This window comes from Deltaproteobacteria bacterium, assembly GCA_016874775.1.
Classification (GTDB): domain Bacteria; phylum Desulfobacterota; class Binatia; order Bin18; family Bin18; genus VGTJ01.
The window spans coordinates 1-24571 of record VGTJ01000089.1; the positions used below are offsets into that span (position 1 = coordinate 1).

Sequence of the window (24571 nt, forward strand, 5' to 3'; positions counted from 1 at the left end):
CACCAAGTCCAAACGCGGGCCGAAGAAGCCAGTACCTCACAAACTGAGTGGCAAAAAACAAACGCACGTATCGACTGCGCGGATTCTGGCGATGCGACGGTAGTCAACCGACCCTTACAGGGATGGCTACAGCAGCTCACCCCTGGCGGGGTTCAAATCAGCGAGCCCTGGAAGGGCGGTATTCTTGTAGCCCACGGTGTAAACCGTGGAAAAAGAGATCGTGCGCACAAAGCCCCTCCGCTCTACAAACCCAGCCCAAGACTTGCTATGCCTATTGGCCACTTATGCAAAGAGATGCAGCATCTCGCTACGCCCTCGGTGTCGATGTCGGTGGAACGTTCACTGACATCATCTTAATCGATCGCCAAACTGGTGCGCTGTGGATGACGAAAACACCGTCTACTCCGACTGATCCGTCTGAGGGGTTTTTGCATGGCGTGCGTAAGGTGTTGCAACTTGCTCATCTCAATGCCAACGAATTGAGCCATGTGTTTCATGGAACCACAGTCGCAACCAATACGATCCTCGAAGGGAAGGGGGCGAAGACAGCGGTCGTAACGACCGATGGTTTCAAATACGTGCTGGAAATTGGACGGCACGATGTCCCGCGTAAAGCTAATCTCAATTCATGGATCAAACCGCCACGTCCGGTGACACCGGAATGGATCTTTGAGGTGGCTGAACGCCTGGATCACAACGGGTCGATGCTGGCACCACTTGATGAACAGCGTTGCCGTGAGATCGGTACACTCTTGCGTGAGGCGGGTGTCCAGTCTGTTGCCGTCTCCTTTATTCACGCCTACGCCAATCCTATCAATGAGGAACAGGCCCGGGCTCGTATACGTGAAACTCATCCAGAGGCGTTTGTTTCTCTGTCGCATGAAGTCCTGCCGATCTTTCGCGAGTATGAACGGACCATGACCACAGTCCTCAACGCTTATGTACAACCTGCCGTAAGCAGTTATGTGGGAAAACTAGAGCAGCGTCTCGTGGAAGAAAAGATTCACGCCCCACTACTGATTATGAAGTCGAACGGTGGTGTGTTCGGCGCTGAGACTGCAGCCCGCCAGGCTGTGCATGTGGCTTTGTCTGGCCCTGCAGCAGGGGTGATTGGTGCACAATTCGTTGGGCGTAGCGCGGGTATGAACAACTTGATGTCGATCGATATCGGCGGTACCAGCGCAGATGTCTGTCTGATTAGCAATGGGAAAGCTGAGACCACCACTGAAGGAGAGATTGGTCCGTTTCCATTACAAGTGCCGATGGTAGCGATTCATACTATCGGTGCCGGCGGTGGCAGTATTGCTTCGGTATCGGCGACAGGAAGTTTGACCGTCGGACCACGTAGCGCCGGGGCTGATCCTGGACCGGCGTGCTACGGACGTGGTGGCGAAGAACCAACAGTGACAGACGCGAACCTTGTGCTTGGACGTATTCCGCCATATCTGCTCGGTGGCGAAGTCACGCTTGACGAGCAGAAAGCACGGGAAGTCATTGCACAACGCATTGCCCGACCGCTCGGACTTGATCTGCGCGCCGCCGCCGATGGTATCCTTAAAATCATCAACAACAACATGGCTGGCGCTTTGCGTGTGGTGTCGATTGAGAAAGGCTATGATCCACGCGATTTCGCTTTGATGGCGTTTGGTGGTGCTGGTCCACTACATGCTGGTGCCTTGGCTCAGATTCTTGGTATCCCCACTGTGCTGATTCCCCCACAACCAGGTGCGTTGTCCGCACTGGGTTTGCTGGTTGCTGATCTGGCCAATGACTATGTGCAAACCTGTTTGCAGCGTGGACCGAACTACGATTTGTCTACGCTAACGCAAGTATATGCTCGATTAGAAACAGAAGCCGCTCACTGGTTAGAGAACGAAGGCATTCCGCCCGCGAGTCGCTCTTTTGTCTGGGCCGCGGATCTACGCTATGCCCGGCAAGGGGTTGAGTTGACAGTGGAAACACATCATCGAGCAGTGAGCCACGAAATGTTGCATGATTTGGAACGTGCGTTTCATCGCAAACATGAACAATTGTATACCTACGCTTTAGAGGATACGCCGGTCGAGGTTGTCAATGTACGCGTTCGTGCTGTAGGAATGCTCACGTCGCTTACACTACCACAGGTTGTGAGTGGGCGTAGTTTTGCGACACCTTTCGCGTCTCGCTCAGTGTATTTTGCTGAGGCTGGTGGAATGGTGACGACACCGTGTTATCGACGGAACGAGTTGTGTGTGGATCAGACGATCGATGGTCCAGCGATTGTTGAGCAGCTTGATACCACAACGGTGATCTTTCCTGGTCAGCAGGCGAAGGTGGATAAGTTTGGGACTCTAGTAGTAGGAAGGGACGTATCAATTCCCTCTCCCTCGTAGGGAGAGGGCTAGGGTGAGGGTGAAAAGCAGAGTATCAGCTACAGCGTTAGGTTTTTCCATACCCTGAAAGAACCTGAAGGAAAACACGATGACACGATTGCACCCTATACTCAAAAATCGAGCCCGCCACCTCCGCCACGACCAAACTGACGCCGAACGTAAACTATGGCAGCATCTCCGTTCGAGAGAGGTCAGTGGCGCAAAGTTCCGTCGCCAGCATGCCCTTGGCTCCTTTATCGTCGATTTTTGTTGTGTAGCGTGCCATTTGATAATAGAGCTTGATGGTGGCCAACATGCGAACCAGAGAGAAGCGGATGAGGAGCGAACTCGTGTGCTTACTCAATTAGGTTATCGTGTGATTCGTTTTTGGAATCATGAAGTACTGACGGATATCGAAGTCGTCTTGGAGAAGATTTTCGAGGAGCTGAAAAGGCAGCGCTTGTTCCTTGGGATAGCGAGTGAATCTGAGGTGAAATCACCCTCACCCTCACCCTCACCCTAGCCTTCTCCCTGGGAGGGAGAGGGGATTGCGGACAGTGGAGGTCTTATATGACTCAAGCCGCGCGTAAACATGAAGTGACTTCCGACATCGGATCTGAACGAGTCCGCGTCGATCCTGTTACCCTCGAACTGGTCAAAGGTGCATTGCGTTCCGCTCGCCAAGAGATGGAAGCACTTATCGAACGGACAGCGATGTCGCCGTTTATTCGTGAGAAGAAAGACTACTTTGCTTCGTTCTTCACTCGTGAAGGGCGCATGGTGTACGGCACTAATCTGCCGCTTGGTGCGAATCTGATGGAGTGTATCTTCCGTGAGTATCCACCGGAGACCATGCGTCCACTTGATCTGTACTGGTACAACGACTGCCACGGTTCTGGTGGTGGCGTGTCGCATGCTCCGGATATGGTGTTCACGACCCCGGTGTTTGTGGAAGATGATTGTGTTGGTTTCGCTTTAGTATGGGGCCATTTTTGGGATATTGGTGGTATCGTGCCAGGGAGCATCTCACCGTCAGCGACGGAGATTTTCCATGAAGGCATCATCGTGCCGCCGATTCGTATTTATCGTGAAGGGGTACTGAACGAAGAAGTCTTCCGTCTATTCGTGCGCAATTCTCGTTTCCCTGACATCTTACGTGGCGATATTCGCGCGCTGATGGCTGCGTGCCGTATGGGAGAGAAGCGTTTGGCTGAGATGGTCGAACGTTTTGGTTACGGGGTGACGATTACGGCGTTTGACCAGATCATCGATGAGAGTGAACAGGCTGTTCGTGCTGCGCTTGCTGCACGTGTTCCTAACGGCGCCTATCGCTTCACTGATTATTTGGATGGTGATGGCGTCAGCAACAAGGAACTGTCAGTGACTATGGCGTTACAGAAACATGGGGACAAGGTCACTCTTGATTTCACGGATACCTCTGACCAAGCCCAAGGTGCGGTCAACTTTATCATGCATGAGAGCGTGCCAAAGCTGATGCATGGGCTGTACCTGACGGCAGATGATCCGACCATCATGCTGAACGATGGCTTTGCGCGAGCGATGGATGAAGTGACCGTTCGTCCTGGAAGTCTAGTGAGTCCGCAATTTCCAGCGCCGGTTGGGATGCGCTCGAACACCATGATTCGTGTCAATGCGTGTGTCTTAGGGACGTTGGCGAAAGCGACAGGCGGCAATGCTTCCGCAGCATCGCCCGTCTACGTTATCTACATGCTCCGCAGTCTCAACCCCACAACTGGTGAGTATACGCTCTGCATTGAAGGAGTGGCGGTTGGTTTTGGCGCACGCCCATTTGCTGATGGAATTGATGCCGTCTATTTTGTTGCGCAGAAAAATTATCCAGCCGAATATGCAGAGATGGAACTCGGAATTCGTATCGAACGTTACGCGATTCGTTCCGATTCTGGCGGGCCAGGAACGTACCGTGGTGGCTGTGGCATCATTCGCGACATTCGCATTCTGTCGGAAGAAGCGGTTTTTGCCAATCGTATGGAGAACGTCAAATATCCGCCGTGGGGCGTGAATGGCGGACAGTCTGGGCGTCCGGGACGTATTCTCGTGAATCCAGGAACTCCTGAAGAACGCGAGATTGTGCCGCTCACTGAAGGGATCAAACTTCGCAAAGGTGATCTCTTACGATTGCTCACTTGTGGGGGAGGTGGATGGGGAAACCCGCTCGATCGTGATATAGCCCTGGTCGAGAAGGATGTCCGTGGCGGATTTGTCACGCGTGAAGCGGCACGGCATGATTATGGTGTTGTTCTCGATGCTGAAGGACTGAATGTGAATGTTGATGCCACGTGCCAACTACGACAGTCGTTGCGAGGCGAGACCAAGATGTTTCATCGTGGAGCGTATTACGAGTAAGGAGGACGCATTATGCCAGTGATCGACGGCGATAGTCACTTTATGGAACCGCTCGATTTGTTTGATCGCTACATTGATCCGCAATTTCGTGAACAAGCGATGCGGGTGGTGAAAGACCCGGCGACGGGTAAGCCCGCCTTGATGGTCGAAGGGCGACGGTTGCGCATCGTCAATGTTGAAGAACTGCTGTCGGCTGTTGTTGCCTATGGCCAAAAGGAAGAAGGTCGTAACCTCAGCAACTTCGACCCGATCTTGATGTACAACGCCGAGTGGCAGGATATGGGCAAGCGCGTGCAGTTCCTCGATGACGAGGGAATCGATTTACAAATTCTCTATCCAACCATGGGCTTGCTGTGGGAAGGTGGTGTCGAGAGCCCACTGGTCGCAGATGCGTTGTGTCGTGCTTATAACACCTGGGCATTCGAGATTACTGCCTCGCAGAAGAACCGTCTGTTTCCTGCCGCTCACATCTCGTTACGTGATCCGCAACTGGCAGTGAAAGAGTTGCAGCGTGTCGCTAAGCTGGGTTGTAAGACGCTCTTTGTCGCAGCCATGCCAATCAAAGGGCGTAGTTTTGGTCATCCTGATCTCGATCCCGTGTGGGCGACAGTGCAGGACCTCGACCTCAGTGTCGGTATTCATTTGGTTGGTCATCGTCATTACACCGGCAGTCAGTGGTACGAAGATCGTGATCCTGGTTTCATGTTCGTGACCATGAATGTCATTCAAGACCCACGCATGGCGTTGACGACCATGGTCTACGATGGTGTGTTTGAGCGCTTTCCCAAGCTACGGGTAGCGACGATTGAAGCGATGTCAGGTTGGGTTGGCGAGTGGCTTGAACGGCTCAACTATCGCTTCAAATACATGCAGCATACCTCGCAGATGAAGAAAACGGCGAGTGAGTATTTTGCGCAGAACATCTGGATCAACGGTGATCCTGAAGAGCAGATGTTTCCGATTATGGTACAGTTTGCTGGTGATGAGCGGTTCTTCGTTGGCTCTGATTACCCACATGCTGAAGGCTTCGTCGAACCGATGAAGAAAGCCCGCAAGCTGCTCTCGGGTCTGCCCGCAGCTTCAGTAGACAAGATTTTGGGAAGTAATGCGCAGAAGTTTTTTGGGATTTAGACGCTATCAGCCGTCAGCTCTCAGCGTTCAGCTTTTCCGTCCGGCTGATTGCTGAAAGCTGATCGCTGAAAGCTTGAAGAATTTATCACAAAGAGGAGACGATGAGTTCGCAACTTGAAGGTCTGATCGACGTCCACGCACTGGAAACATTCTTACGTCAACACTTGCCGCCGCAAGCAGGTGAGTTGAAAGTCGAAAAACACCAAGCTGGATTTTCCAACGAAACGTTCTATGTCTCGTGGGGACCGAAACAGTGGGTCCTCCGTCGCCCACCGCGTGGTGATCTTCTGCCGACGGCGCATGACATGGGACGTGAGTTTCGCGTGTTATCGGGACTAGCCCCAACCGGGGTGCGCGTACCAAAACCGGCAGTGATGTGCGAGGATCGCTCGATTATCGGTGTGCCGTTCTATTTGATGGAACGCATGGCCGGCATTGTCATTCGCGAACAACTGCCACCGGAGTTTAATGCGGTTGCTGACCGCCAGAAGATTGGTGAAGAACTGATTGATGCGCTTGTCGAAGTGCACGCGGTCGATTGGCAAAAGACCCCGTTGGCGAACCTGGGAAAACCGGAAGGATTCCTTGAACGGCAACTGCGGCGGTGGATCGGGCAGCTTGAGTTGACGCTCCCACGGACGCGCCCGTTGCCAGGCATACAGGAAGTGACGCAATGGCTACAGGCTCATCTGCCGCCACAGAGTGCGACAAGTATTGTTCATGGAGACTACAAACTCGATAACGTGATGTTCGCACCACCACCGCCTTCGACGCGATTAGTGGCGATTTTCGATTGGGAAATGGCGACCCTTGGCGATCCTCTTGCCGATCTTGGCTGGGTCCTGAGCTTTTGGGGACCAACGGGAGATCCGCCTGATCCTGAGCCGAAAGAGAGCAATTACATTACCTCACAACCTGGATTCCACACGCGTGAAGAATTGCTGGCTCGCTATGAGCAAAAGACTGGCCGTACCATGAAACATTTCACTTTTTATTACTGCATGGCAGTGTGGAAGTACGCGATCATTGTTGAAGGACTGTATCGCGGGTATCTTGAAGGCACAGGCGCAAACCCCAAAGCCAATGAATTCGAGTGGCGAGTGCCGCAATTGGTTGATCGCATGCATCGGATTATTGCTGGTAAGTGAGATTGCTCAAACGGTAATAGCTCACTATCCTTTTCGGTGATGGTTCCTCGCAGGAGGAGGTATGAATACGCAAACGACTGTTGAAACGACTCCTTCAGTACAGCCACTAGAAACTCCTACAGGTGAAGAATGCTGGATCGAAGATGGCCAGCGTATTATTCTGTATGGCATCAGTTGGGAAACCTACGAGCATCTGCTGGAGGATATGGGTGACAGTCACGCTGCACACTTCGCCTATGACCAGGGAGCGCTAGAAATCATGGTACCTACTGAAAGACATGAAAGACCAAATCGAACTCTTGCTCTCTTAGTCGAAGTAGTGGCAGAAGAGTTGAACATTGACATAGTAGGTCTTGGTTCAACGACTTTCAAACGTAAAGATTTGCAAAAAGGACTTGAACCAGACTCTTGTTTCTATATCCAAAACGAAGCTCTGGTCCGAGGAAAAAAGAAGCTTGACTTCACTGTTGATCCACCACCAGACTTGATCATCGAAGTCGACGAGACCAGTTCTTCTCTCAATAAATTCCCGATCTATGCAAGACTCGGAACTCTGGAAGTTTGGCGATATAAAAATAACCAGGTAAAGTTTTTTGCTTTAACCAACGGCCAATACGCGGAAGTTGAAAATAGCATTGCGTTTCCGCTGTTGACGAGCACCATGACAACGCAGTTTCTTGCAGAAAGCCTAACTTCGCCGAGTACCGCTTGGCTCCGCCGCGTTCGCCAATGGATACGTGAGGCGCGTGGCGCTGAGAAATAGCCCTACTCTGGAATTGCCAATACCTGTTGCAATACACCAAGCGTTTCCTGATGTAACAATCCGTTCGTCGCCAGGGTTTGCTCACCGTGGATATCGAACGACTGTCCAGTGAAGTCGCTCATCTTGCCACCGGCTTCTTCAACAATTAGTGATCCTGCGGCGGTGTCCCAGGGATGAAGTCGCCATTCCCAAAATGCATCGGCACGGCCACAGGCGACATAACACAGATCCAACGACGCTGAGCCGACGCGTCTCACTCCCTGTGTTCTCGTCATGAAGGCTTGATAAAAACGGAGATAGTATGCACTGCGTTTGCGGCGGTCATAGGGAAAGCCGGTGAGCACCATTGATTGCTCAAGAGTCGGAGCGGTTGAGACATGAATTGGGCGGTCGTTGAGGGTCGCGCCCTGCCCCCGTACAGCACGGAACAATTCTTCTTTGACTGGATCGTAAACGACGCCAACAATCATCTGTCCCTGGTGTTGCAAGCCGATCGATACCGCAAAATGGGGAAATGAGTGGGCAAAGTTGGTCGTCCCGTCGATAGGATCGATATACCAGCGATAGGAACTCGGCCGACCTGAGACTGATGACTCTTCGGCAATAATCTGATGATCGGGAAAATGAGATCGCAGAATCCCAGTGATCAACGCATCTGAGGCTTTGTCGACATTAGTAACGAGATCGACGATGTCGGTCTTGATCTCAATGGTTTTGGCTTCTTGCCAGTTATCTCTGAGTAACGCGCCAGCCTGACGTGCGGCATCGACCGCGACCTGCATGAATGTATCCATACTGTTGTTTTTTCATAGGGCGCTTCCGGCTGCAACGTCGAGCCGCTACATATCAGTGCCATGCGTATTCTTGCCCCAGCAAAAATCAATGTGTTCTTGCGCATTACTGGCCGACGACCAGACGGATATCACCTGCTTGATTCACTGATGGTCCCGATCAGTTTGTGTGATGAGGTTCAGATTGAAGCGTGGAACGGGGAACGGAAAAAAGTAGTCAGTAGTCAGCATTCAGTAGTCAGTAGCGAAGAAGAGACCATTACCATAACGTGCGATGATCCGACCTTACCAACCGATGGGACGAATCTGGCCTATAAAGCTGCTGCTCTGTTGTGCAAAGAGGCGAACATACAGGCACGGATTGTGATCCATCTTCGTAAGCGCATTCCTGCTGGTGCTGGACTTGGGGGTGGAAGTAGTGATGCTGCTGCGGTGCTGAAAGGGCTCAATACGCTTCTCTCTTTCGGGCTCGATGAAAAGCGTCTGTGCATCCTTGCGGCACGACTGGGAGCCGATGTGCCCTTTTTCATTCCGTGCAAGCCAGCACGTGTTCAAGGGATCGGAGAAATCTTGACGCCTGTTCCGCCGTTACCAGCGAAATGGTTTGTCGTGATTGTGCCACCTTTTGGGGTATCAACCCCGTGGGCGTATCGCCGCTTTGATGAACTCCCCCCGCTAGGAAACGATAGTCAACATATTGAACTCACCGCCGGACAATGGCCCCAAGCACAACTGCTCGTGAATGACCTTGAACGTGCTGTGATTCCAGCCCACCCATTGATTGCTGAATTGAAGGAGCGGCTTTTCCGGCAAGGAGCTGAGCATGCCCTCATGTCAGGTAGTGGTTCAGCAGTGTTTGGCATGTTTGCTGTCAGGACTCAGGCGGAACACGCGGCACACGCTCTCAGGGAGATGGGAAAGACGTTTGTTGTCGAGCATTTGAAACAGTAAAGCGGTCAACGGTCAGCACTCAGCCGTCAGTCGAAAGAAGAGATCCCCACTCTCCCTCAGAAGCTGAAAGCTGATGGCTGACCGCTGACCGCTGATTCCGGCGTAGACTTCTCAGGGCAAAGCTGCTACGTATTCTTCGCCTTCAGCGATCACCTATCAGCCAAAAATATACGCTGACGATTGAAGACTGAGGACTGGGTAAGTGAGGACGAAACGCTTGAAAAGAGACACCATGAGTCCTCGCTACTGAGCTCCTTGTGTTGCTTTTTGTTGAACGCTGAGCAGAGTGTAGTGAGCCTTTTAAGGTTGGGGAGTAGCCAAGTTTGGTAAGGCACCGGACTTTGACTCCGGCATTCGCAGGTTCAAATCCTGCCTCCCCAGTGTAGTTCTCTGGTCTTCGAGCAGGTGAGGAGTATTATGCGAGACGCACCCCTGAAGATCTTTGCTGGTAATTCTAATATCCCCTTAGCGAAGGAGATCTGCGCTTACCTTGGTACTTCGCTCGGCGCAGCTGACATTCGTCGTTTCAGTGATGGTGAGATTGCGGTCGAAATCACTGAGAACGTACGTGGTGGCGACGTATTTGTCATGCAGTCTATCTGTACGCCCGGCAACGATAATTTGATGGAGATGTTGCTGATGCTGGATGCCTTTAAGCGAGCCTCTGCCAATCGCATTACGGCAGTGATCCCTTATTATGGCTATGCACGGCAGGATCGCAAAGTTGCGCCACGCGTGCCGATCAGTGCCAAACTCGTAGCCGATTTGTTGACCACTGCCGGAGCCTCACGGGTGTTGACCGCTGAACTACATGCTGGACAGATTCAAGGCTTCTTTAATATTCCAGTGGATAATTTGTTTTCTGCGCCGGTCCTTCTCCCCCACATTCGCTCAATTGTCGGGCGCCAAGAAATCACCATTGTCTCTCCTGATGCTGGTGGGGTGGAGCGTGCACGAGCCTTTGCCAAACGGTTAGGGGCGTCCTTAGCGATCATCGATAAGCGTCGAGCTCGGGAAGGCGAATCAAAAATACCGGGAAAGGCGAATGTTGATGTTGCCGAGATGAATATTATTGGTGACGTAGAAGGTCGTGTTGCCGTTCTCATTGATGACATGATCGATACGGCAGGAACGTTGACTACGGCGGCTGCGGCTCTGCATGAGGCGGGTGCACAAGCTGTATTTGCTTGTTGTACTCATCCCATTCTTTCCGGGCCAGCGATCGAGCGCATTCGCGGATCGGTGCTTGAGGAACTCGTAGTGACCAATTCGATTCCGTTACGTCCCGAGGCTCAGAATACGGAAAAGATTAAGGTTATTTCGCTGGCGCCGCTGATCGGAGAAGCGATCCGTCGTATTCATAACGAAGAATCGATTAGTTCGTTGTTTGTGTAATGAGGAGCATATGGAAACAGTTGTTTTGCATGTCGAAGCACGCCAGGTCAAAAGCAAAGGTGACTCTGGTCGGCTCCGGCGGAACGGAAAAGTCCCTGCAGTGTTTTATGGTCCAGGCAAAGCTGGTGAGGCGATTTGTGTCGATGCGCGTGAGTTTCGTTTCAAATTAGATGGCCTTGAAGGCTCACATTTGATTCAGCTCAATGCCCCAGGCTCAGCCGTCAATGAAAAGCTGGCGTTGCTTAAAGAAGTCCAGCGCCATCCGGTGACGAGTGCGCCAGTTCACATCGATTTCTACGAAGTTGATGTAAATAAAGTAATTGAAGTGACGGTACCGCTGCATTTCGTTGGCAAGGCCGCCGGAGTGACGGCTGGTGGGGTGCTACAGTCTCTACGCCGAGAAATTACCGTCGAGTGTTTGCCACGGGAAATTCCCGAGTTTGTCGAAATAGATGTCACGCAATTAGCTCTGCACGGAGCCGTGCATATTTCGCAAATTACCCTCCCGGCTGGTGTAAAAGCGGTATATGACACTGACGATGCTGTTGTGATCGTGGCATCGCTAGCGGTGGCAGCAACTCCTGCAGCTACAGAAGCTGCTGAAGGTGAAGCCGCAGCCCCTGCGGCGGCTCCTGTGGCCAGTGCGGCAAAAACAGAAAAGAAATAACTGAATTCATGGGGGAAAAGAGAAAGTGGTTAAAAGGGGAAGAAGGTAAAGCTTTTTTCCCCTTTTTTTCTTTCGTTCTCTCTTTCCCGTTTGTCCTTTTCTCCTAAGGTTTTGTGGTGCGCGTCATCATCGGTCTTGGTAATCCTGGTTCGCAATATCGAAAAACGCGCCACAATATCGGCTTTTGGGTAGTAAACACTTTGGCCGAGCGTTGGCACATTCCCCTCTCGCGCCATATGTTCCTGTCGGTGATTGGTGATGGTCATTGTAAAGGGGAGAAAATTCTTCTGGTTCAACCCGAAACGTATATGAACCGAAGTGGCGAAGCGGCAGTACAGATACGAGATTTCTATCGCTTGGAATTGTCGGACTTTATTATTATTCATGACGATCTTGACCTCCCCCTCGGACGGATCCGGGTGAAACGTGGAGGTGGAGGAGCTGGAGGCAACCGTGGCGTCGCCTCATTGATTGCAACATTCGGAAGTAAGGAGTTCGTACGGGTGAAGTTGGGTATCGGTCGTCCTCCTGGACGCCAAGACCCAGCCGATTTCGTTTTACAGCCCTTTACTCCTCAAGAAGAAGCGTCTATTCTCCCCGCGGTGGAGAATGCTGCCAACGCAGTCGAATTGTGGATCAGTGAGGGAATTGAGAAAACGATGGCAGCCGTAAATGGAATGGTCTCACCGGAAGAAGAGCGTCCCTAGTTAGAAGCGTAGGAAAATTCAACGGTCTTTTTCGACCATCCGTTCATGTAACGCGTAAAAGAAGAGCCCGAGCATTGGCAGGAGGAACGCATGCCGAGTTATGAAACGTTGTGCATTTTTCATCCAGAGTTGCCAGAAACTCAAGTGAAGGAACTAGGTGGATGGATGCAAAAGATTGTTGAAGGAGCGAAAGGGACAGTCCTGCAAATAGATGAGTGGGGCATGCGAGATCTGGCCCATCTGATCAGGAAGCAGAGGCGTGGATATTATGTTCGACTGGAGTACGACGCCCCAGGAGCAGTAGTGAAAGAATTGGAACGCAATCTTCGCATTAATGAGAACGTTCTGCGTTTTCTTACTGCTGTACGTAAGGTGCCGATTGCTGCCCCGACTCCGCAACCAGCGGCAGCCGCACCGCCTACTCCTCCTCCGGCTGAAGCAGAGCCTCAAGCAGATACCCAATAGTTGCTCTAGTGAATGAAATTGGTCTCCGTCAAGTTTTGCTAATTGTATAAGGATTACGTCTATGCCACCGAGACAACAACGAGGAGAAAGAGGGCCACAGCGCGGTAGAGGGCAAGCAACGGATGATAAATTCCCGACCCGGCGTCGGTTGCGACGCAAGGTGTGCCGTTTCTGCGCCGACAAAGGTGCAAATATCGACTACAAAGAGCAGCGTATGTTAGAAGACTTCGTGTCTGAGCGTGGGAAGATTATCCCGAGTCGCATCACTGGCACATGTGCCTGGCATCAGAGAAAATTGACCAGAGCAATTAAACAAGCCCGGTCGATTGCTATCGTGCCGTATGTGTCGACACGACTATAAGCGTACGGGTAACACACCGCGACGTTTATAAATGGTGCTCAGCGAGGGGTAGAGACTTGAGCGCTTTGTCTTTCTCGTGAGTTCTTGAACTTGAGTTTTCTCTTTTGCTGCCGTAAGAATAGGGGCTGTTATGGAGGTCATTTTACAAGAGGATGTTGCGAACCTGGGGGCTATCGGTGAAGTAGTCAAGGTTCGTCCTGGATACGGGCGCAACTACCTTATTCCTCGGGGATTAGCGGTCGAAGCGAGCCGTCGCAACCTGCATGTGCTTGAACATCAAAAGCGGTTAGCTGCAACCAAGAAAGAAAAAGATCGTCAGAAAGCGCAAGGGTTGGTTGATCGTATCTCTTCCTTGTCGATAACCATAGCTGCACGTGCTGGAGAAGAAGATCGTTTGTTTGGTTCAGTAACAAACATCGATATTGAGAAGGCACTGACTGCGCAAGGGGTAGCGATTGATCGACGCAAAATTGTGTTGGTTGAACCAATTAAGCAGCTTGGCACGTACACGGTTCCTGTTCATCTCAGTAGCGACGTACGGGGAAACATTACTGTGAACGTAGTGCGAGAGTCATAACGAGGAAGAAGAGCGGAAGTGGGGGCATAACCTTCTTGTGGTGAGGATGCTCCTGTGAAAATTGGCGATTACAGGCGCGTAGCTCAGTGGCAGAGCACTACCTTGACACGGTAGGGGTCAGCGGTTCAACCCCGCTCGCGCCTATTTTCACCACCCTCTATCGTAATGCTTTCAGCTTGCAACTACGCAATGAAAATTCTACTGATGGCTGAATGAGCAGTGCCTTACCAATCGCTGAAAGCTGACAGTTTTATGAGTTCTGGTTCACGTGAAATCATCGTTCAGATGCCAAAAGGAGAGCAGCGCGCTGTCGCTTCTGGCACTGTGATACGTGAACTCGTCCCCGCCAATCGCAAAGAGATCATTGCGGCCAAAGTCAACGGCAAAGTCGTTGACCTTTCTCGTTCGCTCGATACGGATTGTGAGCTTGAGTTCATCCCGCTCGCCTCAGCCGAGGGGCTCGATGTGCTGCGCCACTCCTGCGCCCACCTCATGGCGCAAGCAGCGAAGCGTCTCTTTCCTTCAGTGCAGATCACTATTGGTCCAGTCATCGAAAACGGCTTTTATTACGACTTCAAGTTCGAGCGTTCTTTTACTCCAGAAGATTTGGAAAAGATCGAAGCCGAGATGAAGAAGATCGTGGCTGAGAATTTTCCCATCTCTCGCGAGGAAATTCCCCGTAATGAAGCAGTGAGTCTGTTCCGTTCGATGGGCGAGGATTTTAAGGCCGAGATTATTGTTGGTATCCCCGGAGAAGAAGCGATCTCTCTCTATCGGCAAGGTGAGTTCGTGGACCTTTGCCGTGGACCGCATCTGCCCGCGACTGGCAACATTCCCGCCTTCAAGTTGACCAGTGTTGCCGGAGCGTACTGGCGTGGTGACGAAAAGAACGAAATGTTGCAACGCATCTACGGAACAGCGTTCGCAACTGAGAAGGATCTCCGGCAACATCTTGCTCTTCTGGAGGAAGCAAAGCGGCGCGATCACCGCAAGTTGGGAAAGGAACTTGAGCTTTTTATCTTTGACCCAATTGCTCCAGCAAGTCCGTTTTTCCTGCCCAAAGGGGCGTTCATTTATAATGAACTGATTGCCTATATCCGCAATTTATACAAGCGTTACGGCTATCAGGAAGTGCTCACACCGCAAATCTTTGACGTCGATTTATGGCATCGGTCTGGTCATTACGAGAATTATAAAGAGAATATCTTTTTTACTGAGATTGAAGGGCGAGCGTTTGGTGTCAAACCGATGAATTGCCCAGGTCATACGTATATCTACGCCGCTAAGAAACGTTCGTATCGTGACTTGCCACTCCGGGTTGCTGACTTTGCGCGCTTGCATCGCTTTGAGCGGTCTGGGGTGATTTCTGGTTTGACACGGGTACGCTCGTTTTCTCAAGATGACGCGCACATTTTTTGTACTCAGGAGCAGATTGAGTCTGAGGTCAATGGTGTGTTGCGCATGATTAGCGAGGTCTATCGGACGTTCGGTTTTGGCGAGATCAGTTTTTATCTCTCTACCCGACCGGCAAAACGCCTTGGGGATGATACGACATGGGATCGTGCCGAAGCTGCACTCGCTGCTGCCCTCAAAGCCAATCATATCGACTACAAGGTCAATGCTGGAGATGGAGCGTTTTACGGACCAAAGATCGATTGCCTTGTCCTTGACGCGTTACGTCGACAATGGCAATTGGCAACTATTCAGCTTGATTTTCAGTTGCCAGAACGGTTCGACCTGGCCTATACCAGTGCTCAAGGAAGCGAAACTCGACCGGTCATGATCCATCGCGCGGTGTTAGGCTCACTTGAACGATTCCTCGGAGTGTTGATTGAGCATTGTGGAGGAGATTTTCCGTTATGGCTTGCTCCGGTGCAGGCGCGATTGCTCACTGTGACCGAAGCGCACGATGACTATGCCCGCAACGTCTGTGCTCAGTTACAGCAAGTTGGTATCCGAGCGGAACTTGATTTACGAAACGAGAAATTAGGGTACAAAATCCGCGAAGCAGAAGTGCAAAAAGTCCCGTATATGGTTGTGATTGGTGATAAAGAGGTAAGCACCGCAACAGTAGCACCGCGGGGGCGGAAAGGAGAAAAAATCCCTCCTCTGACGGTGGCGGAATTTATGGCCCGCATTACTGCTGAAGCGGTTCCAGGAGGTGCACCATAGCCAAGGAAGCAGGAGTTCGGATTAACCAACAGATCCGCTCGCGTGAAGTACGAGTGATCGATGCTGACGGACAGCAGATCGGTATCGTTCCGCTTCCAGAGGCGCTCCGCCTTGCTGGAGCAAAAGAACTTGACCTGGTCGAGGTTTCCCCGACAGCAACACCACCCGTGTGTCGGGTCATGGATTATGGCAAGTTCCGCTACCTGCAAAAGAAGAAGGTACAGGAATCTAAGAAACATTCGACGCAAGTTCTCGTCAAAGAGGTTAAACTAGGATCACGGACGAGTGAGCACGATATCGATTTTAAGGCGGCGCATGTACGTCGATTCCTGGAGAAGAAACAACGAGTGAAAGTCTCAGTGTTATTCCGGGGGCGAGAAATTACCCATCCAGAACTCGGTAAAGATATGTTGGGGAAATTTTTCGAGAAGGTCCAAGATATTGGCGAACTTGAAGGGCAAGCGCGCTTAGAAGGGCGCAATATGTCAATTTTGATCGTCCCGAGGTAATCATATTATGCCAAAGCTGAAAACCCGCCGTGGAGCGGCGAAACGCTTCAAAACGACCGGCACTGGTAAGGTCCGTCGCGCCAAAGCGTTCTTACGTCATCAACTCTCAGCCAAGACGCGCAAGCAGAAACGACAGTTGCGTCAGACGACCTTGGTTGATGTGACCAACGAAAAAGCAATTAAGAAATTGATTCCCTATAAGTAGGGCTAAGGAGACTCAGTCATGCCACGGGCAAAACGCGGCTTCAAAGGGCGTCGCCGCCATAAAAAGATTCTTAAGCTGGCCAAAGGCTTCACTGGAGGACGGCGCCGGCAGTACCGACAAGCACGAGAAACGGCAGAGCGTGGATTAGTGTACGCCTACCGGGATCGCAAAGCGCGCAAACGTGACTTCCGTCGCTTGTGGATTACGCGCATTAACGCAGCAGCTCGGCTCAACGGAATCAACTACAACCGCTTCATTTACGGTCTCGGACAAGCGAATGTCGAAATCGACCGTAAAATCCTCGCTGCCCTTGCCATTGATGATCCAGGGGCATTCACCGCTATTGCTGATCTTGCGAAACAGCATAAGGCTGCCGCTTGAATTCAGTACTGAGGACTGAGTGCTGAGGATTGAGTTCAAGAAGATAGCATATAGGAGGTAGGAGACAGAAGGGAAAAGCAGAAGAAGTGTTGTGGTGCTCATTGTTTTTATTCTGCCTCCTACATTCTACCTCCTGTATTATTTTTTTCCTCAGTCCTCATAGCTCAGTCCCCAGCCCTTACCTATGGAACACGAACTTGCACGTATTCGTGACGAAGCTTTAGCGGTGCTAGAGTCCTGCAAAGACGAAGACGGACTCGAAACCGTACGCATCCGCTTCCTGGGAAAAAAAGGTGAACTCACCAGCGTGCTACGCGGTATTGGCGAGTTGCAACCTGAACAACGGCGCAAAATTGGTGAGGCGGCCAACGAGATAAAAGCTGAGGTTGAAAACCGCATTGTCGCTCTTCGGGATCAACTCCGTGAAGCTGAACGCACCCAACGGCTCTCAAGCGAACAGATCGACATCACTGCCCCTGGGACACGTCGCCCGCGAGGTTCTTTGCATCCATTACAGCAAGTTTTAGATGACACGATCGGTATCTTCACCGCACTCGGGTTTGAGGTCGCGCGTGGCCCTGACATCGAAGACGATTACCATAACTTTGCCGCACTCAACATTCCTGCCGATCATCCCGCTCGCGAGATGCAAGACACGTTTTTTGTTGCGCCGGAAATTGTTTTGCGCACCCATACTTCGCCGGTACAAATCCGTGTCATGGAAAGCCGCAAACCGCCGCTGCAGATCATCGTTCCAGGTTGTGTGTATCGTTGCGACGATGACGCGACCCATTCCCCGATGTTCGTGCAGCTCGAAGGGTTGATGGTTGGGTCGGATATTTGCTTTGCGCATCTCAAAGGGGTGCTGACTTCCTTTGTCCACGCTATGTATGGTTCAAGCACGCCGGTCCGTTTTCGTCCCAGCTATTTCCCTTTTACCGAACCGAGTGCCGAAGTCGACATTGGCTGTGTGTTATGTGCCGGAAAGAACGCCTCCTGTCCCATCTGCAAGGGGAGCGGTTGGATGGAGATTCTTGGCTCAGGCATGGTCCACCCCAATGTTTTCCGCGCGGTCGGTTACGATCCTGAGCAGGTGTCAGGCTTTGCCTTCGGGATGGGTATCGATCGGATCACGTTGTTACGCTACGGCATTGATAACATTCGGTTACTGTACGAAGGCGATCTGCGGTTTTTGCGACAGTTTTAAGAAAATGCGTAATTATGTAATGCGTAAAACGTAATCACCCCACCTCATTTTACGTCTTAAGTATTTACGTATTACGTTTTACGAGTATCCCCCATGAAAGTCTCCCTTAATTGGCTCCGTGAATTTGTCACGATTGACCTCTCTGTCGACCAGCTTGCTAGTCGTTTAGCCATGGCAGGATTGGAGGTCGATGACATTCGTGAGCTCGGGATTACCCCAATTCACATTGCTCAGATTGTTAGCGTCGATCCACACCCACAATCCGACCATCTCACTATTTGTCGGGTGACAACCGGTAGAGAAACGTTTGCCGTCGTGTGTGGTGCACCCAACGTGACGGTTGGTGCCAAAGTGGCCCTGGCATCAGTAGGAACGACCTTGCCTGGTGGGCAGCACGTAGAGTTAGCAGAAATCCGCGGCCAACGTTCGCATGGTATGTTGTGCTCGGAACGAGAGCTTGGACTTTCGGATGATCACAGTGGACTACTGATCCTTGCCGCAGATGCCCCCATTGGTGAGAAACTGTACGACCATATCGGGCTACGTGATACCATCCTCGATGTCGCGATTACCGCGAATCGTGGCGATTGCCTCAGTGTCCTTGGCTTAGCGCGGGAGATTGCCGCATTGACCGGCGTTCCCCTTCTCGCTCAGCGACCGCGTGTCAAGGAAAGCAAGACGCCCATTGGCGATCAGATACGTGTATCCATTCCTGATCCTGATCTCTGTCCTCGTTATGCTGCACGTGTGGTGAGTAATCTGCGCGTTGCGCCGTCCCCAGCCTGGATGCGATGGCGACTTGAAGCGGCTGGCGTGCGAGCGATTAACAACATCGTCGATGTCACCAATTATGTCATGTTGGAACGTGGCCAGCCTCTGCACGCGTTTGACCTCCCCTCGGTGCATGGTCCAGAAATTATCGTCCGCCGCGCGCGTGACATTGCGACGGTGACTACACTCGACGGAAAAGAACGTACGCTTGTCGCTGATGACCTGCTGATTTGTGACCAGGACCGTGCTGTTGCTGTGGCTGGGGTGATGGGTGGATCAAATTCCGAGGTTCACGATCAGACGACGGTGACGTTATTGGAGAGCGCCTATTTTGTTCCTGAAACCGTGCGTCGTACGGCACGTCGCTTAGGACTTCGAAGCGAGGCCTCATATCGTTTCGAGCGTGGTATTGATCCACAAGGGACGATTCTTGCACTCGATCGTGCAGCATCACTTCTTGTGCAGATTGCTGAGGGGCAAGTCAGCCGAGGTGTTATCGACGTGTGTCCTCAGCCATTGGTGCCAACGACGATCACGTTGCGTGGACAACGGGTCTCAAATTTTCTCGGAATGCCAATCGAAGCCAGAGATGTTGAGCACTGCCTGCAGACCCTTGGGGCGAAAGTAAAACGCAGCCGTGGGGGAACGTGGAGTGTCACTGTCCCGTCCTATCGAGCTGATCTCACTCAAGAGGCCGATTTAATTGAAGAAGTCGCTCGTCTCAGAGGATATGAGACAATTCCCACCCTGCTCCCCCGCACAGAAGCACACGAAAAAAATCGCGACCATGAGGGAGAGTGGGGGCGACGAATTCGTTTCTGCCTTGCCTCGCAAGGCCTCTCTGAGATGATGAGCCTGAGTTTTACCTCAGCTCAACTCAATCGTCTGTTTGCTGGTACGCAATCAGCCGTCCCCATTCCTTTAATCAATCCACTCTCTGCTGAAGGCGCAGAGATGCGAGTGAGCCTCCTGGGCAACGTTATGCGCGTACTCCAGCATAATCTCCGCCAAGGAGAGAGTGGTGTGACGATGTTCGAACTTGGCAAGGTGTTTTTCGGAGGCCAGGAAACACCAGATGGACGGCAAGAACGATTACATGTTGCTGGAGTGTTGTATGGCAATTGGCCAGCCAGTGGTTTGCAAAAACCTGCACCAATCGAATTTCCTGATCTGAAAGGCGTGTTAGAAGCACTGTTCCAAGACCTACACTGTGAGGAGCAGATTCGTTGGGAACGAGCGGCCAAGGTGCCGTTTCTTCACCCAGGAAAAGCAGCAGCGATTTTAGTTGATGGTACTGTCTGTGGCGTGGTAGGAGCCGTACATCCTGATCATTGTCGCGCGCTGTATCTCACGGCAACGCCGTGGGTGTTTGAAATAGACCTTGCTCCTCTGTTACTGCAGGTACGTACCGCCGTACGCTATCAACAGTTACCACGCTTTCCGACTACTGTTCGCGATGTTGCGCTGGTTGCCGACGACACGTTACCAGTACAGGTAGTGATTGATGCGGTTCGCTCTCTGGGGAACCCATTGATTGTTGATATGCGTTTGTTCGATCAATACCGTGGTAGCCCCATTCCGCAAAACAAGCAAAGCCTGGCGTATTCCATTGCCTATCGAGCGGCAGACCGCACGCTGACTGCACTCGAAGTGAATGAGGTGCACTCGCAAGTCATTGCCCATCTCGCGCAAGCGTTGAACGTCGAGGTTCGGGCGTAGGAATTCCTCGAACAGTGATTTCGTTGGGAAGGGAAGAACGTGCCCTTTTATGCGCGCGTGCCCTTTCCTTCGTATGCGATCCAGTGCTACAAGAGAAGGAAAATTCGCGGTCGACCTGACGTAAAGTGGCACAACAAACAGAGCTGCCTAATAAACTCTATTTCCGCATTGGCGAGGTCGCGAAGATCGTAGGGGTCAAGCCCTATGTGTTGCGCTATTGGGAGACTGAGTTTTCGATCCTGAAGCCAGGAAAGACACCTTCTCGGCATCGGCTCTACCGTCGCCGCGATGTTGAGATGCTTCTGGAAATAAAGACCCTTCTCTATGAAGAAGGGTTCACCATTGCCGGAGCCAAGAAAAAGATCAAGGAAAACGAAGAAGAGCGGGAAGAAGAGAGAGCGCTGCCCATGATTGCCGCGCCGCTTGAGGAGGCGATCGCAACGCTCCCACCGAATCACAATCACCTGGAACTTTTGCGCGCCATCCGCGACGATCTCCAGGTGTTATATAACATGCTCGGGTAGTCTGGTGTCGCGCGCCGTCAATCGGTGACCGAGCCGTGCGCTTTGTGTCCCTATCTATTGTGGTAGTCCCTCATGTATTCCCCCAACATATAGTGATGTTTGTTTTTCTCCGTGTATTCGTCGCGAAGATTTGCACCTGTTTGTCGTCGCATGATATGGTAGGAGTTCTTGCCGCAAGCAAGGGAGAGAATTGGGGCTCTCTACGGGGGATTCTACTTACCTATGAAGACGACACGCACGAGGCAAGAGTGCGGAGGAGGCGAGGTGCCGTGGATGAGGATGTGGTGGATTGGGATTGTGGTGGGAACAGCACTCATTATCGTTGATGGAATAACCGGTCAAAGTCTCGCGTATAAAGCGAAAGAAGTGAAGATTGCGCGACCGATTCCTCGTATAGAAAAAACACAGAAAAAAGCATTGCCACGGGTGACACGGGAGAAACAGCATGAGAGCCGTAGCATTTCTGCTCTCCGAAGTTCCGGTACCAAGTGGTATCGGATTCATGTTCCCCTTCCTGTCGCGAAGCAGAAACCCGTAGCGCAGCGGAAACGCCCAGCTCCTGTTGTGATACGAGAAGTCGTCCATATTCCCCCTCCAGAGCCAGATAAAGATTTCCAGTCGATGTTATTGGCTGACGCTGATAGTGGGCAGTTATTGCTGGCTGAGAACATCGACAGACAATGGCCAACGGCGTCTCTCGCGAAGATGATGGTCGGACTTTTGGCTATGGAGGATATCGAAGGCGAACGATTGTCGCTCCGAACTCCGGTTGCAATTAGCGCGCGTGCAACTCGTGCTCGTGGGAGAACGATTAACCTCCGAGCAGGTGAAGTCTTTCCTTTGGGAGAGCTCCTGAAGGCGATGATAGTAACCTCTGCGAACGATGCGACTGTTGCTGTTGCGGAGCGTCTACGTGGGTCTGTCGAGGCGTGTGTCGCGGCGATGAATAGAAAAGCTCGCTTGTTAGGGATGAGCAGAACCCGCTATCAGACGGTGAATGGCATGCCTTTGCCGGGTGGTGCTGCCGGAGACGTATCCTCTGCCCGGGATTCCGCCGTCCTGGGAATGGAACTCATTCGCTACAATCGCATCTTACGGTGGACATCCGTTGACCAAGTGCCATTTCGTGATGGGGCGGCGATGCTGCCTAATACCAATCATCTTGTTGGTCGAGTTGATGGGGTCAACGGCCTCAAAACTGGTTTTACGGTGAAGGCGAGATATAACCTTGTCGCGACTGCTCAACGTGGAGACAAAAGTCTCATTGTCGTTGTCCTTGGTGGGCGTAATAGCCGGGTGCGATTCGATGCGGCTGAAGAATTCCTTGAATGGGGTTTTACTCACGACGTGCCCCGTGCCGACATTGATGAAAGTTGGGATCACAATAATGACGCCGTTGGCTCCTCGGCATCTGCTCACGCTGGATCTCAGTTTTAGCCTTCCCTGATCTGCGAATTTTTTGCTTCGCCATTCCACTCTTCTTTGCCAGAGGACCTTGCAATTTACTAAAAGATGCATACTTTGCATTGGCCTCAACATAAAAATTACGAACACAGTTAGGTGAAAGGAGAGTACGGGATGGCGAAGAAGCTCGTCTACCTGCATGAGAAGGCACGAGAGGGAATCCTCCAAGGGGCTAACCTGCTAGCCGACGCCGCGCAAGTAACACTTGGTCCACGTGGTCGTAACGTGCTGATACAAAAGAGTTTTGGTGCCCCAGTGGTGACGAAAGACGGGGTAACGGTCGTCAAAGAAATCGAACTGGAAGATAAGTTCCAAAATATGGGCGCGAAGATGATTCGCGAAGTCGCCAGCAAGACTTCAGATATCGCTGGTGACGGAACGACAACGGCAACCGTCTTGTCTCGTGCGATTCTTCGCGAAGGGATTCGTTTACAAACCGCTGGGTTTGACCCCATGGAACTGAAACGTGGGATTGATGCGGCTGTAGAGGAAGTGATTGAAGGCGTCAAAGAACAAAGCCGTTCTGTTCGTGGTAAAGAACAAATTGCCCAAGTTGGAACGATCGCGGCGAATGGTGAGGAAACAATCGGCGAGATTCTTGCCCAAGCAATGGACAAAGTTGGGAAAGAGGGAGTCATTACCATTGAGGAAGGCAAGGCTTTAGAGACAACGTTGGATGTTGTCGAAGGTATGCGCTTCGATCGTGGATATTTATCTCCCTATTTCGTGACTCATCCAGAGCGGATGACCACGGAGTTAGAAGACCCCTACCTTCTCTTTCATGAAAAGAAGATCTCTAATCTGCGTGAGGTGCTACCACTGTTGGAAAAAATTGCCCAGAGTGGTCGCTCGTTGCTGATCATTGCTGAAGAAGTCGAAGGCGAAGCTCTGGCTGCGCTGGTCGTGAATAAGCTGCGTGGTACGCTGAAGTGCGCAGCGGTAAAGGCGCCAGGATTTGGTGATCGACGCAAAGCGATGTTGGAAGACCTGGCGATTCTGACCTCTGGAAAAGTCATTGCCGAAGAACTGGGGATCAAGCTGGAAAATATCGCGCTCAATGACCTCGGGCGTTGCAAACGCGTGATTATTGATAAAGATAACACCACGATTGTGAGCGGTTCAGGGAAAAAAGACGCCATTCAGAGCCGGGTGCAGCAAATTCGTACGCAAGTTGAAGAAACAACCTCTGACTATGATCGGGAAAAACTCCAAGAGCGTCTGGCCAAGCTTGCTGGTGGGGTCGCGGTCATTAAGGTCGGCGCTGCAACCGAAGTGGAAATGAAAGAGCGCAAAGCCCGAGTAGATGACGCTATGCATGCGACGAAAGCGGCATCAGAAGAAGGGATTGTTCCTGGTGGTGGAGTAGCTCTGGTTCGTGCACAAAAGAAACTCGATGGATTAAAATTTGGCGATGGTCGTGACCAAGGTGTTGCGATTGTTCGCCGGGCAATCGAAGAGCCATTGCGGCAGATTGCAGCGAATGCAGGGGCTGACGCTCCGGTCGTTATCAACAAAGTTCGCGAAGGAAAAGACGACTACGGGTTCAATGCCGCTAACGAGAAATTTGAAAACCTGTTCAAGGCCGGGGTCATTGATTCGGCCAAAGTCGTACGCTCGGCGTTGCAAAACGCCGCGAGTGTTGCCGGCCTCATGATTACGACAGAAGCAGCGGTGGCTGACAAGCCGGAAAAGAAGATACCGCCTGCTGGTGGTGGTCATCATCATGGCCATAGTCATGGTGATGATTTCGGTGACGATTACTAATCGGCCATTGGTTTCCCTCAATCGCCTGAGAAGTAGGGGGGGGGGGGAGATCATCATTCCCCCTACAGGCTATTTTATATATTGCTACTGGATATTGGGGAATGCTGATACGTAAACACGCTGCCTGTTTGAGTAAGCGACAAAATTGTGGCAGTATAGAGGG

Annotated in this window: 23 protein-coding genes and 2 tRNA genes; 24 read left to right on the plus strand and 1 reads right to left on the minus strand. The window is 51.7% G+C overall.

Going from position 1 to position 24571, the window contains the following annotated elements; all coding sequences use genetic code 11:
- The first annotated feature begins 122 nt into the window (after positions 1-122).
- From FJ147_15625 to FJ147_15650, 6 genes are all read left to right on the plus strand, one after another.
- The gene (locus FJ147_15625) at positions 123-2372 is read left to right on the plus strand and encodes a hydantoinase/oxoprolinase family protein (protein ID MBM4257314.1); all 2250 of its coding nucleotides are present in this window, start codon (positions 123-125) and stop codon (positions 2370-2372) included.
- Positions 2373-2460: 88 nt separating this feature from the next.
- Positions 2461-2874 (plus strand): DUF559 domain-containing protein, encoded by a 414-nt coding sequence (locus FJ147_15630; protein MBM4257315.1) that lies wholly within the window; start codon positions 2461-2463, stop codon positions 2872-2874.
- A 47-nt stretch (positions 2875-2921) separates the two neighbouring features.
- A complete protein-coding gene (locus tag FJ147_15635; GenBank protein MBM4257316.1) occupies positions 2922-4736 on the plus strand; it encodes a hydantoinase B/oxoprolinase family protein in 1815 nt (604 codons plus the stop codon).
- A 12-nt stretch (positions 4737-4748) separates the two neighbouring features.
- Entirely contained in the window at positions 4749-5867 is a 1119-nt protein-coding gene (locus tag FJ147_15640) for a hypothetical protein (protein ID MBM4257317.1), read from the plus strand.
- Between the two features lie 101 nt (positions 5868-5968).
- Positions 5969-7015, plus strand: a complete 1047-nt coding sequence (locus FJ147_15645) for a phosphotransferase family protein (protein MBM4257318.1) — start codon at positions 5969-5971, stop codon at positions 7013-7015.
- Between the two features lie 61 nt (positions 7016-7076).
- Positions 7077-7778: a Uma2 family endonuclease gene (locus FJ147_15650; protein ID MBM4257319.1), complete on the plus strand. Its 702-nt coding sequence runs from the start codon at positions 7077-7079 to the stop codon at positions 7776-7778.
- 2 nt (positions 7779-7780) lie between these two features.
- Here the strand turns inward: FJ147_15650 and FJ147_15655 are convergent, their stop codons facing one another.
- Positions 7781-8572 (minus strand): inositol monophosphatase, encoded by a 792-nt coding sequence (locus FJ147_15655; protein ID MBM4257320.1) that lies wholly within the window; start codon positions 8570-8572, stop codon positions 7781-7783.
- Between the two features lie 60 nt (positions 8573-8632).
- Here FJ147_15655 and ispE point away from each other — a divergent pair, with 60 nt between their 5' ends.
- The 18 genes from ispE to groL all read left to right on the plus strand — a co-directional run bounded on the left by ispE (position 8633) and on the right by groL (position 24408).
- Positions 8633-9520 carry a 4-(cytidine 5'-diphospho)-2-C-methyl-D-erythritol kinase gene (ispE, locus tag FJ147_15660; GenBank protein ID MBM4257321.1) on the plus strand — a complete coding sequence of 296 codons (888 nt, stop codon included), beginning with the start codon at positions 8633-8635 and terminating at the stop codon, positions 9518-9520.
- A 307-nt stretch (positions 9521-9827) separates the two neighbouring features.
- Positions 9828-9901: transfer RNA gene (locus tag FJ147_15665), tRNA-Gln, on the plus strand.
- Positions 9902-9937: 36 nt separating this feature from the next.
- On the plus strand, positions 9938-10915 hold the full coding sequence (locus tag FJ147_15670; protein MBM4257322.1) for a ribose-phosphate pyrophosphokinase: 978 nt from the start codon (positions 9938-9940) through the stop codon (positions 10913-10915).
- Between the two features lie 10 nt (positions 10916-10925).
- Positions 10926-11582: a 50S ribosomal protein L25 gene (locus FJ147_15675; protein ID MBM4257323.1), complete on the plus strand. Its 657-nt coding sequence runs from the start codon at positions 10926-10928 to the stop codon at positions 11580-11582.
- A gap of 113 nt (positions 11583-11695) precedes the next feature.
- A complete protein-coding gene (locus tag FJ147_15680; GenBank protein ID MBM4257324.1) occupies positions 11696-12289 on the plus strand; it encodes an aminoacyl-tRNA hydrolase in 594 nt (197 codons plus the stop codon).
- A 90-nt stretch (positions 12290-12379) separates the two neighbouring features.
- Complete coding sequence (rpsF, locus tag FJ147_15685) at positions 12380-12754, plus strand: 30S ribosomal protein S6 (protein ID MBM4257325.1); 375 nt, start codon at positions 12380-12382, stop codon at positions 12752-12754.
- Positions 12755-12815: 61 nt separating this feature from the next.
- Positions 12816-13115, plus strand: a complete 300-nt coding sequence (gene rpsR / locus FJ147_15690; protein ID MBM4257326.1) for a 30S ribosomal protein S18 — start codon at positions 12816-12818, stop codon at positions 13113-13115.
- A gap of 130 nt (positions 13116-13245) precedes the next feature.
- Positions 13246-13692 carry a 50S ribosomal protein L9 gene (locus FJ147_15695; protein MBM4257327.1) on the plus strand — a complete coding sequence of 149 codons (447 nt, stop codon included), beginning with the start codon at positions 13246-13248 and terminating at the stop codon, positions 13690-13692.
- A gap of 72 nt (positions 13693-13764) precedes the next feature.
- Positions 13765-13836, plus strand: a tRNA-Val gene (locus tag FJ147_15700).
- Positions 13837-13944: 108 nt separating this feature from the next.
- The gene (gene thrS / locus FJ147_15705) at positions 13945-15864 is read left to right on the plus strand and encodes a threonine--tRNA ligase (GenBank protein MBM4257328.1); all 1920 of its coding nucleotides are present in this window, start codon (positions 13945-13947) and stop codon (positions 15862-15864) included.
- A complete protein-coding gene (locus FJ147_15710) occupies positions 15861-16373 on the plus strand; it encodes a translation initiation factor IF-3 (protein ID MBM4257329.1) in 513 nt (170 codons plus the stop codon). Before thrS ends, FJ147_15710 begins: the two co-directional genes overlap by 4 nt.
- Positions 16374-16380: 7 nt before the next feature.
- Complete coding sequence (gene rpmI / locus FJ147_15715) at positions 16381-16578, plus strand: 50S ribosomal protein L35 (GenBank protein MBM4257330.1); 198 nt, start codon at positions 16381-16383, stop codon at positions 16576-16578.
- An 18-nt stretch (positions 16579-16596) separates the two neighbouring features.
- Positions 16597-16959, plus strand: coding sequence for a 50S ribosomal protein L20 (rplT, locus tag FJ147_15720; GenBank protein MBM4257331.1), 363 nt, complete (start codon positions 16597-16599; stop codon positions 16957-16959).
- Positions 16960-17143: 184 nt separating this feature from the next.
- Positions 17144-18166 (plus strand): phenylalanine--tRNA ligase subunit alpha, encoded by a 1023-nt coding sequence (gene pheS, locus FJ147_15725; protein ID MBM4257332.1) that lies wholly within the window; start codon positions 17144-17146, stop codon positions 18164-18166.
- Between the two features lie 93 nt (positions 18167-18259).
- The gene (locus FJ147_15730) at positions 18260-20656 is read left to right on the plus strand and encodes a phenylalanine--tRNA ligase subunit beta (GenBank protein ID MBM4257333.1); all 2397 of its coding nucleotides are present in this window, start codon (positions 18260-18262) and stop codon (positions 20654-20656) included.
- Between the two features lie 125 nt (positions 20657-20781).
- A complete protein-coding gene (locus FJ147_15735; GenBank protein MBM4257334.1) occupies positions 20782-21180 on the plus strand; it encodes a MerR family transcriptional regulator in 399 nt (132 codons plus the stop codon).
- A 222-nt stretch (positions 21181-21402) separates the two neighbouring features.
- Positions 21403-22617 (plus strand): D-alanyl-D-alanine carboxypeptidase, encoded by a 1215-nt coding sequence (locus FJ147_15740; protein ID MBM4257335.1) that lies wholly within the window; start codon positions 21403-21405, stop codon positions 22615-22617.
- Between the two features lie 141 nt (positions 22618-22758).
- Positions 22759-24408, plus strand: coding sequence for a chaperonin GroEL (gene groL / locus FJ147_15745; GenBank protein ID MBM4257336.1), 1650 nt, complete (start codon positions 22759-22761; stop codon positions 24406-24408).
- The last annotated feature ends 163 nt before the right edge of the window (positions 24409-24571 follow it).

Bases quoted from the DNA above. Each gene is read 5' to 3' on its own strand.
- FJ147_15625 (MBM4257314.1), top strand. From the start codon at position 123: ATGGCTACAGCAGCTCACCCCTGGCGGGGTTCAAATCAGCGAGCCCTG.
- FJ147_15630 (MBM4257315.1), top strand. From the start codon at position 2,461: ATGACACGATTGCACCCTATACTCAAAAATCGAGCCCGCCACCTCCGC.
- FJ147_15635 (MBM4257316.1), top strand. From the start codon at position 2,922: ATGACTCAAGCCGCGCGTAAACATGAAGTGACTTCCGACATCGGATCT.
- FJ147_15640 (MBM4257317.1), top strand. From the start codon at position 4,749: ATGCCAGTGATCGACGGCGATAGTCACTTTATGGAACCGCTCGATTTG.
- FJ147_15645 (MBM4257318.1), top strand. From the start codon at position 5,969: ATGAGTTCGCAACTTGAAGGTCTGATCGACGTCCACGCACTGGAAACA.
- FJ147_15650 (MBM4257319.1), top strand. From the start codon at position 7,077: ATGAATACGCAAACGACTGTTGAAACGACTCCTTCAGTACAGCCACTA.
- FJ147_15655 (MBM4257320.1), bottom strand. From the start codon at position 8,572: ATGGATACATTCATGCAGGTCGCGGTCGATGCCGCACGTCAGGCTGGC.
- ispE (MBM4257321.1), top strand. From the start codon at position 8,633: ATGCGTATTCTTGCCCCAGCAAAAATCAATGTGTTCTTGCGCATTACT.
- FJ147_15670 (MBM4257322.1), top strand. From the start codon at position 9,938: ATGCGAGACGCACCCCTGAAGATCTTTGCTGGTAATTCTAATATCCCC.
- FJ147_15675 (MBM4257323.1), top strand. From the start codon at position 10,926: ATGGAAACAGTTGTTTTGCATGTCGAAGCACGCCAGGTCAAAAGCAAA.
- rpsF (MBM4257325.1), top strand. From the start codon at position 12,380: ATGCCGAGTTATGAAACGTTGTGCATTTTTCATCCAGAGTTGCCAGAA.
- rpsR (MBM4257326.1), top strand. From the start codon at position 12,816: ATGCCACCGAGACAACAACGAGGAGAAAGAGGGCCACAGCGCGGTAGA.
- FJ147_15695 (MBM4257327.1), top strand. From the start codon at position 13,246: ATGGAGGTCATTTTACAAGAGGATGTTGCGAACCTGGGGGCTATCGGT.
- thrS (MBM4257328.1), top strand. From the start codon at position 13,945: ATGAGTTCTGGTTCACGTGAAATCATCGTTCAGATGCCAAAAGGAGAG.
- rpmI (MBM4257330.1), top strand. From the start codon at position 16,381: ATGCCAAAGCTGAAAACCCGCCGTGGAGCGGCGAAACGCTTCAAAACG.
- rplT (MBM4257331.1), top strand. From the start codon at position 16,597: ATGCCACGGGCAAAACGCGGCTTCAAAGGGCGTCGCCGCCATAAAAAG.
- pheS (MBM4257332.1), top strand. From the start codon at position 17,144: ATGGAACACGAACTTGCACGTATTCGTGACGAAGCTTTAGCGGTGCTA.
- FJ147_15730 (MBM4257333.1), top strand. From the start codon at position 18,260: ATGAAAGTCTCCCTTAATTGGCTCCGTGAATTTGTCACGATTGACCTC.
- FJ147_15740 (MBM4257335.1), top strand. From the start codon at position 21,403: ATGAAGACGACACGCACGAGGCAAGAGTGCGGAGGAGGCGAGGTGCCG.
- groL (MBM4257336.1), top strand. From the start codon at position 22,759: ATGGCGAAGAAGCTCGTCTACCTGCATGAGAAGGCACGAGAGGGAATC.